The sequence below is a fragment of the Streptomyces sp. CHD11 genome, from assembly GCF_018638295.1.
Taxonomy (GTDB): domain Bacteria; phylum Actinomycetota; class Actinomycetes; order Streptomycetales; family Streptomycetaceae; genus Streptomyces.
On sequence record NZ_JABTTS010000035.1, the window covers coordinates 44,541 to 57,873 of the forward strand.

At 72.4% G+C, this 13,333-nt stretch carries 14 protein-coding genes; 3 read left to right on the top strand and 11 right to left on the bottom strand.

Annotated features, from left to right (window positions below; all coding sequences use genetic code 11):
• Nucleotides 1–67 precede the first annotated feature (67 nt).
• The 7 genes from truB to rimP form a co-directional block, all read right to left on the bottom strand.
• A complete protein-coding gene (truB, locus tag HTV45_RS29215) occupies nucleotides 68–973 on the bottom strand; it encodes a tRNA pseudouridine(55) synthase TruB (RefSeq protein ID WP_215208898.1) in 906 nt (301 codons plus the stop codon).
• Nucleotides 970–1,419 carry a 30S ribosome-binding factor RbfA gene (rbfA, locus tag HTV45_RS29220; RefSeq protein ID WP_215208899.1) on the bottom strand — a complete coding sequence of 150 codons (450 nt, stop codon included), beginning with the start codon at nucleotides 1,417–1,419 and terminating at the stop codon, nucleotides 970–972. Before rbfA ends, truB begins: the two co-directional genes overlap by 4 nt.
• A 50-nt stretch (nucleotides 1,420–1,469) precedes the next feature.
• Nucleotides 1,470–1,766 carry a DUF503 domain-containing protein gene (locus HTV45_RS29225; protein ID WP_215208900.1) on the bottom strand — a complete coding sequence of 99 codons (297 nt, stop codon included), beginning with the start codon at nucleotides 1,764–1,766 and terminating at the stop codon, nucleotides 1,470–1,472.
• A gap of 275 nt (nucleotides 1,767–2,041) precedes the next feature.
• On the bottom strand, nucleotides 2,042–5,131 hold the full coding sequence (gene infB, locus HTV45_RS35090) for a translation initiation factor IF-2 (protein ID WP_215208901.1): 3,090 nt from the start codon (nucleotides 5,129–5,131) through the stop codon (nucleotides 2,042–2,044).
• Between the two features lie 148 nt (nucleotides 5,132–5,279).
• Nucleotides 5,280–5,600: a YlxR family protein gene (locus HTV45_RS29235; RefSeq protein ID WP_215208902.1), complete on the bottom strand. Its 321-nt coding sequence runs from the start codon at nucleotides 5,598–5,600 to the stop codon at nucleotides 5,280–5,282.
• A 102-nt stretch (nucleotides 5,601–5,702) separates the two neighbouring features.
• Entirely contained in the window at nucleotides 5,703–6,761 is a 1,059-nt protein-coding gene (nusA, locus tag HTV45_RS29240; protein WP_215208903.1) for a transcription termination factor NusA, read from the bottom strand.
• A 2-nt stretch (nucleotides 6,762–6,763) separates the two neighbouring features.
• The gene (gene rimP / locus HTV45_RS29245; RefSeq protein WP_215208904.1) at nucleotides 6,764–7,330 is read right to left on the bottom strand and encodes a ribosome maturation factor RimP; all 567 of its coding nucleotides are present in this window, start codon (nucleotides 7,328–7,330) and stop codon (nucleotides 6,764–6,766) included.
• A 218-nt stretch (nucleotides 7,331–7,548) separates the two neighbouring features.
• On the opposite strand from rimP, the gene HTV45_RS29250 reads away from it, so the two are divergent.
• From HTV45_RS29250 to HTV45_RS29260, 3 genes are read left to right on the top strand one after another with little or no spacing between them, the layout of a single operon-like run.
• Nucleotides 7,549–8,109: a hypothetical protein gene (locus HTV45_RS29250; protein WP_215208905.1), complete on the top strand. Its 561-nt coding sequence runs from the start codon at nucleotides 7,549–7,551 to the stop codon at nucleotides 8,107–8,109.
• A complete protein-coding gene (locus tag HTV45_RS29255) occupies nucleotides 8,106–8,594 on the top strand; it encodes a DUF4439 domain-containing protein (protein ID WP_215208906.1) in 489 nt (162 codons plus the stop codon). Before HTV45_RS29250 ends, HTV45_RS29255 begins: the two co-directional genes overlap by 4 nt.
• A 51-nt stretch (nucleotides 8,595–8,645) precedes the next feature.
• On the top strand, nucleotides 8,646–9,566 hold the full coding sequence (locus HTV45_RS29260; protein WP_215208907.1) for an aminoglycoside phosphotransferase family protein: 921 nt from the start codon (nucleotides 8,646–8,648) through the stop codon (nucleotides 9,564–9,566).
• 109 nt (nucleotides 9,567–9,675) lie between these two features.
• On the opposite strand, the gene HTV45_RS29265 is transcribed toward HTV45_RS29260, so the two are convergent.
• The 4 genes from HTV45_RS29265 to HTV45_RS29280 form a co-directional block, all read right to left on the bottom strand.
• Nucleotides 9,676–11,376 carry a proline--tRNA ligase gene (locus tag HTV45_RS29265; protein WP_215208908.1) on the bottom strand — a complete coding sequence of 567 codons (1,701 nt, stop codon included), beginning with the start codon at nucleotides 11,374–11,376 and terminating at the stop codon, nucleotides 9,676–9,678.
• A gap of 144 nt (nucleotides 11,377–11,520) precedes the next feature.
• Nucleotides 11,521–12,087 (bottom strand): GNAT family N-acetyltransferase, encoded by a 567-nt coding sequence (locus tag HTV45_RS29270; RefSeq protein ID WP_215208909.1) that lies wholly within the window; start codon nucleotides 12,085–12,087, stop codon nucleotides 11,521–11,523.
• A 27-nt stretch (nucleotides 12,088–12,114) separates the two neighbouring features.
• Nucleotides 12,115–12,963, bottom strand: coding sequence for a GNAT family N-acetyltransferase (locus HTV45_RS29275; RefSeq protein ID WP_215208910.1), 849 nt, complete (start codon nucleotides 12,961–12,963; stop codon nucleotides 12,115–12,117).
• Nucleotides 12,964–13,125: 162 nt separating this feature from the next.
• Nucleotides 13,126–13,333: flavodoxin-dependent (E)-4-hydroxy-3-methylbut-2-enyl-diphosphate synthase (locus tag HTV45_RS29280; RefSeq protein WP_215208911.1), on the bottom strand; the 208-nt coding region annotated here is incomplete at its 5' end.

Below are 13,333 nucleotides of genomic sequence, written 5' to 3' on the forward strand. Positions count from 1 at the left end.
CCGGAGACCGAGGGACCCAGCGGTCCCCCCTCCCCGCGCGAAGGGCACGCGGGCGGGCCTCCGCCCGTCAGCCGAAGACGGCCAGACTCCTGGCCTTCCCCCGCTGTTCCTCGACGAGTGCCAGGAACCGGCCGCCGGGTCCGAACACGGCCACGGCGCCGGAGCCGGCGTACTCCTCGGGCATCTCCAGCCGCACCCCATGGGTGAGCAGCCTGGCCCGCCGCTCGTCGACGTCCCAGCGCGGGAAGGCGGTGGTGGCGGCCTCGGCGACCGGCATCACCGTCAGGTCCTGCTGGAGCTGGTCCAGCGTCTTGGCGGAGTCCAGCCTGTACGGGCCCACGCGGGTGCGGCGCAGCGCCGTGAGGTGGCCGCCGACGCCCAGTCCCGCGCCCAGGTCCCGGGCGAGGGCGCGGATGTAGGTGCCGGAGGAGCAGACGACCGAGACCACCAGGTCGAGCACCGGGGTGCCGTCGTCGGCGACTGCCTCCCTGACGTCGTACACGGAGAACGACGAGACGGTGACCGGACGGGCGGGGATCTCGAACTCCTCGCCCTCCCGGGCGCGTTTGTAGGAGCGCACCCCGTCGATCTTGATGGCGCTGACCTTGGACGGCACCTGCATGATGTCGCCGGTCAGCTCGGCGACACCCGAGTCGACGGCCTCCCGGGAGATTCCGGAGACGTCGGCGGAGGAGGTGATCTCCCCTTCGGCGTCGTCGGTGAGCGTGTTCTGCCCGAGCCGGACGGTGCCGACGTACTCCTTCTCGGTCAGCGCCAGGTGTCCGAGGAGCTTGGTGGCCCGCTCGACGCCGAGGACGAGGACTCCCGTCGCCATGGGGTCGAGGGTGCCGGCGTGGCCGACGCGGCGGGTGCGCGCGATGCCGCGCATCTTGGCGACCACGTCGTGCGAAGTGAAGCCCGACGGCTTGTCGACGATGACAAGGCCGTCGGGCGTGGTGTGCTTCTGCGTCATTCGGCGGCGTCGTCCGTCTCGTCGTCTTCCGGCTTGCGGTACGGGTCGGCCTCGCCGGCGTACGTGGCGCCCGCGGACGCCTGGCGCACCTCGGCGTCGGACTGACGCGCCCTGTCGAGGAGGTCCTCGATGGCACGTGCGGTGTCCGGCAGCGCGTCCATGACGAAGGTCAGGCTCGGCGTGAACTTCACCCCCGCCGCACGGCCCACCTCGGAGCGCAGGACGCCCTTGGCGCTCTCCAGGCCCGCCGCGGCCGCCTTCCTCTCCTCGTCGTCCCCGTACACGGTGTAGAAGACGGTCGCCTCCCTGAGGTCACCCGTGACCCGGGTGTCCGTGATGGTGACGTGTGTGCCGAGCCGCGGGTCCTTGATCCCGCGCTGCAGCTTCTGGGCCACCACCTCTCGGATGAGGTCCGCCAGCCTTTTCGCCCGCGCGTTGTCGGCCACTGGTCCGTCTCCCGTTCTTTCCTGTCTGCGCATCTCTGCGGCTGTGGTCGTCAGTCGTCGTCTTCACCGTGGAAGCGCCGCCTGACGGACAGCAGCTCCACTTCGGGGCGCCCGGCGACCAGCCGCTCGCACCGGTCCAGTACGTCCCTCAGGTGCCCCGTGTCGCCGGACACCATGGCCAGGCCGATGACCGCCCTGCGATGGAGGTCCATGTGATCCACCTCGGCCGCGCTCACCGCGTATCTGCGCTGGAGCTCGGCCACGATCGGGCGGACGACGGAACGCTTTTCCTTCAGCGAATGTACGTCGCCGAGGAGTAGGTCGAAGGACAGTGTCCCCACATACATGTGCAACCGGTTCACCCGCCGGTACGGGATCGATGGCCCCGCCATCCGTGGTGGGCAGGGACATCAGAACCGTACATCGAAGCGGGCGTGGCGATCGACGGATATTGTGCTCCGCCGGCCCGCTCGCGGCCCCGGCTCACGTGACCGCGTGCCGGAACTCCGGTGCGCGGTCGCCGCGTCGCCGCGTCACCGCGCGGCGAGCCCGGCACGGCGCACACACGCGCCGGCCGGCGGAACCCGGGTGGGTTCCGCCGGCCGGCGTACGCCGTGGGGTGTTACACCCGCGGCTTCTCGCGCATCTCGTAGGTCGCGATGACGTCGTCGACCTTGATGTCGTTGAAGTTTCCGAGGTTGATACCACCCTCGAAGCCTTCGCGGATCTCGGTGACGTCGTCCTTGAAGCGACGCAGGCCCACGATGTTGAGGCTCTCCGCGATGACCTTGCCGTCACGGAGCAAGCGCGCCTTGGTGTTGCGCTTGACCTCGCCGGAGCGGATGAGAACACCCGCGATGTTGCCCAGCTTGGAGGAGCGGAAGACCTCGCGGATCTCCGCCGTACCGAGCTCGACCTCCTCGTACTCCGGCTTGAGCATGCCCTTGAGGGCCGCCTCGATCTCCTCGATCGCCTGGTAGATGACCGAGTAGTACCGGACGTCCACCCCCTCGCGCTCGGCCATCTGCGCGGCACGCCCCGCGGCGCGCACGTTGAAGCCGATCACGATGGCGTCGGAGCCCATCGCCAGGTCGATGTCGGACTCCGTGACCGCACCGACGCCGCGGTGCAGGACGCGGATGTCGACCTCTTCACCGACGTCCAGCTGGAGCAGCGAGGACTCGAGGGCCTCGACCGATCCGGACGCGTCACCCTTGATGATCAGGTTCAGCTGCTGGACCTCGCCGGCCTTGAGCACCTTGTCCAGGTCCTCCAGCGACACGCGGCGCGTGCGCTTGGCGAACGCGGCGTTGCGCTCACGGGCGGCGCGCTTCTCGGCGATCTGACGGGCCGTACGGTCCTCGTCGACGACGATGAAGTTGTCGCCCGCGCCCGGGACGTTGGTCAGGCCCAGGACCTGGACCGGCGTCGACGGGCCCGCCTCGGCGACATTGTTGCCGTTGTCGTCGAGCATGGCGCGCACGCGGCCGTAGGCGTCGCCCACCACCATCGTGTCGCCGACCCGCAGGGTGCCTCGCTGGACGAGGACCGTGGCCACGGCACCGCGGCCGCGGTCGAGCCGGGACTCGATCGAAATACCCTGCGCGTCCTGCGTGGGGTTGGCACGCAGGTCGAGCGAGGCGTCCGCGGTGAGGACGACGGCCTCCAGGAGGCTGTCGATGTGCAGACCCTGCTTGGCGGAGATGTCGACGAACATGGTGTCGCCGCCGAACTCCTCGGCCACCAGGCCGTACTCGGTCAGCTGACCGCGCACCTTGGTCGGGTCGGCGCCCTCGACGTCGATCTTGTTGACCGCGACGACGATCGGGACCTCGGCCGCCTTGGCGTGGTTGAGCGCCTCGACCGTCTGCGGCATGACGCCGTCGTTGGCCGCGACGACCAGGATCGCGATGTCCGTCGACCGCGCACCACGGGCACGCATGGCGGTGAACGCCTCGTGACCCGGGGTGTCGATGAAGGTGATCCTGCGCTCTTCCTCGTTGACCTCGGTCGCGACCTGGTAGGCACCGATGTGCTGGGTGATGCCGCCGGCCTCGCCCGCGATGACGTTCGTCTTGCGGATGGCGTCGAGGAGGCGGGTCTTGCCGTGGTCGACGTGACCCATGACGGTGACCACCGGCGGGCGGACGACCAGGTCCTCCTCGGACCCCTCGTCCTCGCCGAACTCCAGGTCGAAGGACTCGAGCAGCTCGCGGTCCTCCTCCTCCGGGCTGACGATCTGAACGGTGTAGTTCATCTCGCCCGCGAGGAGCTGGAGCGTCTCGTCGGAGACGGACTGGGTCGCGGTGACCATCTCGCCGAGGTTCATCATGACCGCGACGAGCGACGCCGGGTTGGCGTTGATCTTCTCCGCGAAGTCGGTGAGCGAGGCACCGCGCGACAGGCGAATGGCTTCGCCGTTGCCGCGGGGCAGCATCACACCGCCGACCGACGGGGCCTGCATGGCCTCGTACTCCTGGCGCCTCTGCCGCTTCGACTTACGGCCACGACGCGCGGGACCGCCGGGACGGCCGAAGGCGCCCTGCGTGCCACCACGGCCGCCGGGACCGCCGGGACGGCCACCGAAACCGGGACGGCCACCGCCGCCACCGAAGCCGCCGCCACCGGGACGACCGGCGAAACCGCCACCGCCACCGGGACGACCGGCACCGCCGCCGCCACCGGGACGACCCGCGAAACCGCCACCGCCACCGGGACGACCGGCACCGCCGCCGCCACCGGGACGACCCGCGCCACCCGGACCGCGGCCACCGGGGCCACCGCCGGGACGCGGACCCGCAGCGGGACGCTGCGGCATCATGCCGGGGTTCGGACGCGGACCGCCGGGACCGCCGCCGCCGGGACGGGGACCGCCCTGCGGACGCGGCATCCCACCCGGAGTCGGGCGCTGCCCGCCCGGAGCCTGCGGACGGGGACCGCCGCCCTGGCCACCGGGGGCCTGGGGACGGGGACCGGCACCGGGGGCACCGGGACCGCCGGGACGCTGGCCCTGCGGGCGCGGAGCCTGCGGACGGGCCATGCCGGTGGAGCCGCCGGAGGTGAAGGGGTTGTTACCGGGACGCGGACCGGCCGGGCGACCGCCCGGACGCGCGGCGCCGCCACCGGGACGCTGACCCTGGCCGGACGAGCGGCCCTGGCCGCCCTGACCTCCCTGGCCGGCGGGACGACCGCCGGGCTTGGGCGCACCGGGACGCGCGCCGGCGGGCTTGGGACCGGACGGAGCCGGAGCCTGAGCCGCCGCCGCGGGCGGGGCCTGGAATTCCGGAGCCGCCGGAGCCGGACGCGGCGCGGGCCGCGGGCCGGGCGTCGGGCGCGAACCGGGCGTCGCCGACGCGGGCGCCGACGGGGCCGCCGGCGGCTGGGCCGCGGCGGGCTTGGGGGCTGACGGCGGCTTCGGCGCCGCCGGACCCGGACGGTCTCCCCCTGGCTTGACGCCCTGGGAGGGGCCGTCCTGCGCCGGAGACGGCGCGGGGGGCCTCGGAGCCGCCTTGCGGGGGGCGCCGGGCTTCGCGGCGGACCTGCCGTTGCCCCCGCCCTGCTGGAAGGCGTCTGTCAGCTTGCGTACTACGGGCGCTTCGATGGTCGAAGACGCCGAACGGACGAACTCACCGAGTTCCTGGAGCTTGGCCATGACGGCCTTGCTCTCCACACCGAACTCCTTGGCGAGTTCGTAGACCCGGACCTTAGCCACTTCGCTCCTCTGAGGTCCGGGTTGCGTCCGGACCGTCGCTAGTTCATGGGCGTACTCATCGCGTACTCATCGAGTGCTCATCGCAATCTCGACCTGCTTTCGACTCGCGAGGTACCAGGCCGCACGGCGGTTTCCGTACGGCAAGTTCTTACCGTGTCGCCTGTCCAGCGGACGTATCAGCCGCTGATCGGCAACCTTGTGCCTGCTCGACGTAGTGGCGCAACGCCTTTACGTCGAGCGGTCCCGTGACGCGCAGCGCCCTCGGAAACGCCCTGCGGCGCACCGCCTGGTCGAGACAGACCAGGACGGGATGCACATACGCACCCCGGCCGGGCAGCGTACCGCGAGGATCCGGGACGCACGCGTCCTCGATCACCACGATCCGCAGCAGATCGCTCTTGACCGCTCGCTCCCGGCACCCCACGCATGTGCGCTCAGGGCATACGCCAGCTCGTGTCCGGCCAGACACTCCTCAGTCTACCTCCCCCGACCGACCTCACCCCGCTGGGGCAAAGAATCGAACAGCGCCGCGGGCCAAGCTGTCGTGATCTCAGCGCACCGCGGCCTGGATCTATTCCCCGGCCCGGTCTCCGGCCCGGTCTCCGGCCCGGTCTCCGGTCCGGCCCCTGGCGCGGTCCCCGGCCTCTTCGCCGGTCTGTTCCGTGTCCGGCCGGATGTCGATCCGCCAGCCGGTCAGGCGGGCGGCCAGACGGGCGTTCTGCCCCTCCTTGCCGATCGCCAGGGACAGTTGGTAGTCCGGCACGGTGACCCGGGCGGACCGGGCTGCGAGGTCGACGACCTCCACCTTGGAGACCCGGGCCGGCGACAGCGCGTTCGCCACCATCTCGGCTGGGTCGTCCGACCAGTCGACGATGTCGATCTTCTCGCCGTTCAGCTCGCCCATGACATTGCGCACCCGGCCGCCCATGGGGCCGATGCAAGCGCCCTTGGCGTTCAGGCCGGACCGGGTGGAGCGGACGGCGATCTTGGTGCGGTGACCGGCCTCGCGGGCGATCGCGGAGATCTCCACGGAGCCGTCGGCGATCTCCGGCACCTCCAGGGCGAACAGCTTCTTCACCAGATTGGGATGTGTGCGCGACAGCGTGACGGACGGGCCGCGTACACCCTTGGCCACCCGGACGACGTACGACCGCAGCCGCAAGCCGTGCGGGTAGGTCTCGCCGGGGACCTGCTCCTGCACGGGCAGGATGGCCTCCAGCCTGCCGATGTCGACCAGGACGTTCTTCGGGTCGCGGCCCTGCTGGACCACTCCGGTGACGATGTCGCCCTCGCGGCCGGCGTACTCGCCGAGCGTCGCGTCGTCCTCGGCGTCGCGCAGGCGCTGCAGGATGACCTGCTTGGCCGTGGAGGCGGCGATACGGCCGAAGTCGGACGGGGTGTCGTCGAACTCGCGGGCCTCCTGGCCCTCCTCGAGGTCCTCGGGGTCCTCCTTCGCCCACACGGTCACATGCCCGGTCTCCCGGCTGAGCTCCACGCGCGCGCGCCGGCGGCTTCCCTCGGTGCGGTGGTAGGCGATGAGGAGGGCCGACTCGATCGCCTCGACCAGCAGGTCGAGAGAAATTTCCTTCTCCCGCACCAACAGCCGAAGAGCACTCATGTCGATGTCCACGATTACGCCTCCTCTTCCTTCTCGTCGTTGTCGTCGTTGTGGCCGTCGTGGCCGTCGTGGCCGTCGTGGCCGTTCGTGTGGCCGGCCGCGTCGTCCTTGCGGTTGAACTCGACCTGGACACGGGCCCTGGTGATGTCGTCGAAGGCGAGTCTGCGCACGGTGGGCTTGCGGCCCTTGACCCCGGGCACCTCGAGGTCGAGGCCGTCGTCGTCGACCGCGGTGATCCGGGCGACCAGTTCGCCGCCCTCGGCCTGCTGGAACCGCACCAGGCGGCCGGTGGCACGCGCGTAGTGGCGGTGCTCGGTGAGGAGGCGCTCCGCGCCCGGGGTCCCGACCTCGAGGGTGTACTCCGCGCTGCCCATCACGTCACTCTCGTCGAGCTTCGCCGAGAGCGCGCGGCTCACATCGGCGATCCGGTCGAGGTCCGCACCGGTGTCGGAGTCGACGGTGACACGCAGCACACGCTTGCGGCCCACCGAGTCCACGGCGATCTCTTCGAGATCCAGGCCCTGGGAGCTGACGAGCGGTTCCAGAAGGTCTTGAAGCCTCTCGCTCAAGGTGCTGCTCATCCGGGTGACTCCTCGGCCGCGTGTGCTGTTGTGGGACGGTGCGCGTGTCTGGGTCAAAGGGTATCCGGTCGCGGGGGGTGTTGCCGTCCACCCCGGTCACGGAGGGTGCCGCTGACCGCCGGAGGGCGGGCGCACGGGTACCGTGATCACGGGCCAGCGGTCCGTTTGCCTGTTCCCCTCCGTCGCCACGTTCGTACGAGCCCCCGAGGACGTCTGCCGTGCCGTTCCCCTCGTCTCCGCGCGCCCGTTCGGGGCCGCGCAGAAGGAGCCTGCTCGCCGCCGCGCCCGCGGCCCTGCTCGTGGCGGGTTGTTCCGCCGAGTCCGATGACTCCGACACGGGCGGCAGCCGTCCTTCGGCCGCCGACCGGGCCCGCGCGCGTGCGGCGCGCGAGAGCCAGGACCTCGCCGCGCGGTACGACGCGGTCCTCGCCGCGCACCCGAAGCTGACGGAGCGGCTGCGTCCGCTGCAGGCGGAGGTGATCCGGCACGCGGAGGCCTTCGGGGCCACGGCGAAGGCGTCGCCGTCATCGTCGCCCTCGCCCTCGCCGTCGCTGTCCGGGCCCGGGTCCGGCGCGACGCCTTCGGTACCTTCCCCGGCTGCCGCCGTGCCGGTCGGACAGAAGGACGCCCTCGCCGAACTCGCCGCCGCCGAGCGGAGGATCGCCGACGCGCGTACGAAGGCCCTGCTGGACGCGCCGGGCGAACTGGCCCGGCTGCTGGCCTCGGTGGCGGCGGCCGGTGCGGCACATGTGTATCTGCTGACGGAGGCCGGACGGTGAACGAGGCACGCGAGGCGCAAGGCCGCGAGACGGAGGACGAGGAGCTGCGCGCCCTTCAGGCGGCCCTGGCCGCCGAGCACGCCGCGGTGTACGGCTACGGGGTTGTCGGCGGCCGGGTCGGCGAGAAGCGGCGCACCGAGGCACGGAAGGCGTACGACGCGCACCGGGCGCGCAGGGACGCACTGGTGCGCGCGGTGAAGGACGCGGGCGCCACGCCCGTCGCGGCCGCCGCGGGGTACGCGCTGCCGTTCCCGGTGCCGGACGCGCGCGCGGCGGTCCGGCTGGCGGCCCGGCTGGAGGACCGGCTGGCCGGGGTCTACGCGGATCTGGTGCGCGCGAGCACCGGGGAGGGGCGCCGCGGGGCCGCCGAGGCGATGCGGGAGGCGGCGGTGCGGTCGGTGCGCTGGAGCGGGGAGAGCGTAGCCTTCCCTGGGCTCGCCGAGCGGGGCGGTACGGCTGCGGGGACACCGGCGCCGACGGCGTGACGCGACGGGGGCGGCAGACACCGCGAACAGCAGGAAGGGAACGACTCGCGCATGGTTTTCGAACCGCCGCAGCGTCTGGTGAGGGCGCTCGGTGAGACGGCGCCCGAAGGCGACGACTGGCTGGAGAAGCTGCCTCGGGCGGCACACGAGGCCGTGGCACAGCGCGAGTTGACCGTGGAGCGGGTTCAGGTTCCGGGCGGACGCAGCAGCCTGGTGGTGCTGGTGCGTACGGCCGGCGGCGGGCCCGCCGTGCTGAAGCTGGCGCCGCGCCGGGCGCGCCCGGAGAGCGAGCGGGCCGCGCTGCTCCGTTGGGACGGGCGGGGAGCGGTGCGGCTGCTGGAGGAGCCGTCCTCCTCTTCGTCGCCGTCCGGGACCGAGGGCGTGCTGCTGCTGGAGCGGCTGCATCCCGATGTGTCGGTGCGGACGCTGCCGGAGGCGAAGGCGCTGCTGGAGGCGGCGGGGACACTGCGCAGGCTCTGGGTGGATCCGCCGGAGCAGCACGGCTTCGAGACGGTGGCCGAGCGGACGGGGCGGCAGGCGCGGACGATGCGGGCGAGCGCGTCGGCCGACCGGGAGGTGGCCCCGTTGGTGGAGGCGGCCCTGACGGCTCGCGAGGAGTTGCTGGCGGAGCCACCGGAGCACCGACTGCTGCACGGGACGTTCCGGCAGAGCAAGGTGCTCTCCGGGGAGCGCACACCGTGGCTGGCGGTGGGGCCGGACCCGGTGGTCGGCGAGCACGCCTTCGATCTGGCGCGGCTGGTTCGTGACCGCGTGGAGGACCTCATCGCCCAGCCCTCCGGCGCGGCGACGACGCGGCGGCGGGTGAAGCGGCTCGCGGAGTCCCTGGAGGTCGACCGGGACCGGCTGCGGGGCTGGACGCTGTTCCGCGCGGTGGAGTCAGGCGTACGGGCGCGGCGCGTGGGGCGCGAGCGGGACGCGGAACTGCTGCTGGAGTTCGCCGGCTGGCTGTGAGACCCGCCCGCCACCACGGTGCCGTCGCCGTTCGGGGCGGTGCCTGCCGCCTGCCGGCCCGGCCGCCCCCGGGTGGCGGGGGGCCGGGACGGCAGGCGGGGACCGGGGATCAGGAGGTCAGGCGGGTCACCGCCGCTTCCACGGTCAGTTCCTCGCGTTCGCCGGTGCGCCGGTCCTTGAGTTCGACGACGCCCTCCGCGGAGCGACGGCCCGCTACCAGGATCTGCGGGACGCCGATCAGCTCCGAGTCGGTGAACTTCACTCCCGGAGAGACCCCGGGGCGGTCGTCGACCAGGACGCGGAGGCCCGCGGCGGACAGCTTCTCCGAGACGTCCAGGGCCAGCTCCGTCTGCAGCGCCTTGCCGGCGGCGACCACGTGCACATCGGCCGGGGCGACCTCCGCGGGCCAGCACAGACCCTTGTCGTCGGCGGTCTGCTCGGCGAGAGCGGCCACCGCGCGGGAGACGCCGACGCCGTAGGAGCCCATGGTGACGCGGACCGGCTTGCCGTTCTGGCCGAGGACGTCGAGCTTGAGGGCGTCGGCGTACTTGCGGCCCAGCTGGAAGATGTGGCCGATCTCGATGGCGCGGTCCAGCCGCAGGCCCGTGCCGCACCGGGGGCAGGGGTCGCCGTCCCGCACGACCACGACGTCCACGTACGCGTCGGCCTCGAAGTCGCGGCCGGCGACCACGTTCTTCGCGTGCGTGCCGGCCTTGTTGGCGCCGGTGATCCAGGCGGTGCCGGGCGCGACGCGCGGGTCGGCGAGGTACGTGACCTTGTCCAGGCCCTGCGGGCCGACATAGCCGCGCACCAGGTCGGGGCGGGCGATGAAGTCCGCCTCGGTGACCATCTCCACCGCGGCGGGGGCGAAGTGTGCCTCGACCTTGCCCATGTCGACCTCGCGGTCACCGGGCACGCCCACGGCGACGATCTCGCCGTCCACCTTGACCAGCAGGTTCTTCAGCGTGGCGGAGGCCGGTACGCCGAGTGAGGCGGCGAGGGTCTCGATGGTGGGGGTGTCGGGCGTGGGGATGTCCTCGGCCGCCGGGACGCCGGCGGCGTCGACCGGCTTCAGCTCGTGGGCGATCGCCTCGGTGTTGGCGGCGAAGTCGCAGTTCGGGCAGTCCGCGAAGGTGTCCTCGCCGGCTTCGGCCGGGGCGAGGAACTCCTCGGACTTGGAACCGCCCATGGCGCCCGCGGTGGCCGCGCAGATGCGGTAGTCGAGACCGAGACGTTCGAAGATCCGCTGGTACGCCGCGCGGTGCAGGGCGTAGGACCGGGCGAGGCCTTCGTCCTCCAGGTCGAAGGAGTACGAGTCCTTCATCAGGAACTCGCGGCCGCGCAGGATGCCGGCGCGGGGGCGGGCCTCGTCGCGGAACTTGGACTGGATCTGGTAGAGGATCACCGGCAGGTCCTTGTAGGAGGACGCCTGGTCCTTCACCATCAGCGTGAAGATCTCCTCGTGGGTGGGGCCGAGAAGGTAGTCGCCACCCTTGCGGTCCTGGAGACGGAACAGCTCGGGGCCGTACTCGTCCCAGCGGCCGGTGGCGTCGTAGGGCTCACGCGGCAGCAGGGCGGGGAGCAGGACCTCCTGGGCGCCGATGGCGTCCATCTCCTCGCGGACGACGCGCTCGACGTTGGAGAGGACCTTCTTGCCGAGGGGCAGCCACGTCCAGACACCGGCGGCGGTACGGCGTACATAGCCCGCGCGGACCAGCAGTTTGTGGCTGAGCACCTCGGCGTCCGCCGGGTCGTCGCGCAGCGTCTTCGCCATCAACTGGGACATGCGCTGGACCGGTGTGTTCGCCATGGTTCTCGTACTCCTGCTGCTGGGGGTCCCCCCGCTCGCGCGCGGCCGGGAGTGGGGGAGGGTGATGACAGGAGGTTAGCCGGGCGGGACGCGGCGGCGGAAATCGATTGTCCGCCGCCGCGCACACGCGCTCCGCGCCGGCCGTTATCCGCGCGGCAGGGGCAGCGGGGCGCCCATGACGGCGTACGGCCGGGCGGCGCTGGGGAAGTGGACCTGCCGGGCGAGATCCTGGTAGCCGAGGGAGCGGTACAGGTGGCGGGCGGGGCTCTCGACGTCGATCGCGGAGAGGATCGAGCGGGGCTGCTCGGCTCCCTCGGTGATCGTGGTGATCAGTGCGCGGCCGATTCCGCGCTGCTGGTGCCGGGGGTGGACGTGCAGCTCGGTGATGACGAAGGAGTCGTCGAGCCAGTCGCCGTGGCCGCGGGCGCGCAGGTAGGGCTCGACGACGGTGGACCACCAGTGGGTGCGGTCGTTGGGCATGCCGTAGACGAAGCCGACGAGGTGGTCGTGGACGGTGGCGCCGAAGGCCCTGGCGCCGGGGAAGGTCATGTGGCGCAGCACGATCTGCCGGCGGACGGCCACCTCGTCGGGGCCGAGCCCGAACGCCAGCGCCTGCACCGACAGGGCGTCGTCGACGCGGGCGGGGAGGTCGAGGGGGCCGATCACGATGTCGTCGGACTCGGAGCGGCCGTGACCGGGAAAGCGCAGCATGCCGGGGAGACTACAGGGGCGCGCCGGTCAGAACAGCACGCTCGTGAAGGCGCCGACCTCCCGGAAGCCGACCCTCTCGTAGGTCCTGCGCGCGGGGGTGTTGAAGTCGTTGACGTAGAGGCTCGCCACGGGGGCCGTGTCGGCGAGGGCGTAGCGAAGGACGGCCGCCATGCCGGGGGCGGCGACGCCCCGGCCCCGGTGTCCGGGGGCGACCCAGACGCCCTGGATCTGGCAGGCGCGGTCGGTGGCGGCGCCGATCTCGGCCTTGAAGACGACCTTGCCGTCGGCGTCGAACCGGGCGAAGGAGCGGCCCGCCCCGACGAGTTCGGCGACCCGGGCCTGGTAGAGCAGTCCGCCGTCGCCGGCCAGGGGCGAGATGCCGACCTCCTCGGTGAACATCGCCACGCACGCCGGCATGATCGTCTCCAGTTCGTCCCTGCGGACGCGGCGGACGCCGGGGTCGGGGGCGATGTCGTGGGGCAGCCGGTCGGTGACCATGAGGGGCTGGTGGGTGCGGACCTCGCGGGCCGGGCCCCACTGGGGTTCGAGCAGCCGCCACAGTGCCGCGGTGGGGCCGGCCGGGCCGACGATGGAGGAACAGCGGCGGCCGGCCCGGCGGGCGCGGTCGGCGAAGGCGCGGACGGCACGGGGGGTGGCGCAGATGGGTACGAGGTTGGCGCCGGCGTAGCACAGGGACGTCAGGACGCCGCCCTCGTACCAGCCCCACATCTCGCCGCCGAGGCGCCACGGGTCCAGGCCGGCGACCTGGACCCGGGCCGCCACGAAGGCGTTCGCGACCGGCTCGCGGTCGAGTACGGCGAGGGCGGCGTCCAGGTCGCTCGGTTCGAGGACCCGGGAAGTGGTCTGCGTCAACAAGTGCGGGGGCCTCACACAAATGGGTTCTGCCTGATGTCCGCACTGTACCCGCGGACGCCGGGCGTCGCCGCCCCGGTCCCGGGCCGGGCTCCCCGGCGAATTCCCCGGGGGGAGGCCCGCAAACGGGCCGGGTCCGCGCCGCCCGGCGTCCGGGACTCCGTGTCAGCCGGACACCGCGACCTGGGGCTCGCCCGACGCGATGCCGTCCTTCTCCATCTGCTCGGCGATCTTCATCGCCTCCTCGATCAGCGTCTCCACGATCTTCGACTCGGGCACCGTCTTGATGACCTCGCCCTTCACGAAGATCTGCCCCTTGCCGTTGCCGGAAGCGACACCGAGATCCGCCTCACGCGCCTCACCCGGCCCGTTG

Coding starts and splice junctions, on each gene's coding strand:
- truB (WP_215208898.1), bottom strand. CDS start 973: ATGACGCAGAAGCACACCACGCCCGACGGCCTTGTCATCGTCGACAAG.
- HTV45_RS29225 (WP_215208900.1), bottom strand. CDS start 1,766: ATGTATGTGGGGACACTGTCCTTCGACCTACTCCTCGGCGACGTACAT.
- rimP (WP_215208904.1), bottom strand. CDS start 7,330: ATGAGCAGCACCTTGAGCGAGAGGCTTCAAGACCTTCTGGAACCGCTC.
- HTV45_RS29260 (WP_215208907.1), top strand. CDS start 8,646: ATGGTTTTCGAACCGCCGCAGCGTCTGGTGAGGGCGCTCGGTGAGACG.
- HTV45_RS29265 (WP_215208908.1), bottom strand. CDS start 11,376: ATGGCGAACACACCGGTCCAGCGCATGTCCCAGTTGATGGCGAAGACG.
- HTV45_RS29270 (WP_215208909.1), bottom strand. CDS start 12,087: ATGCTGCGCTTTCCCGGTCACGGCCGCTCCGAGTCCGACGACATCGTG.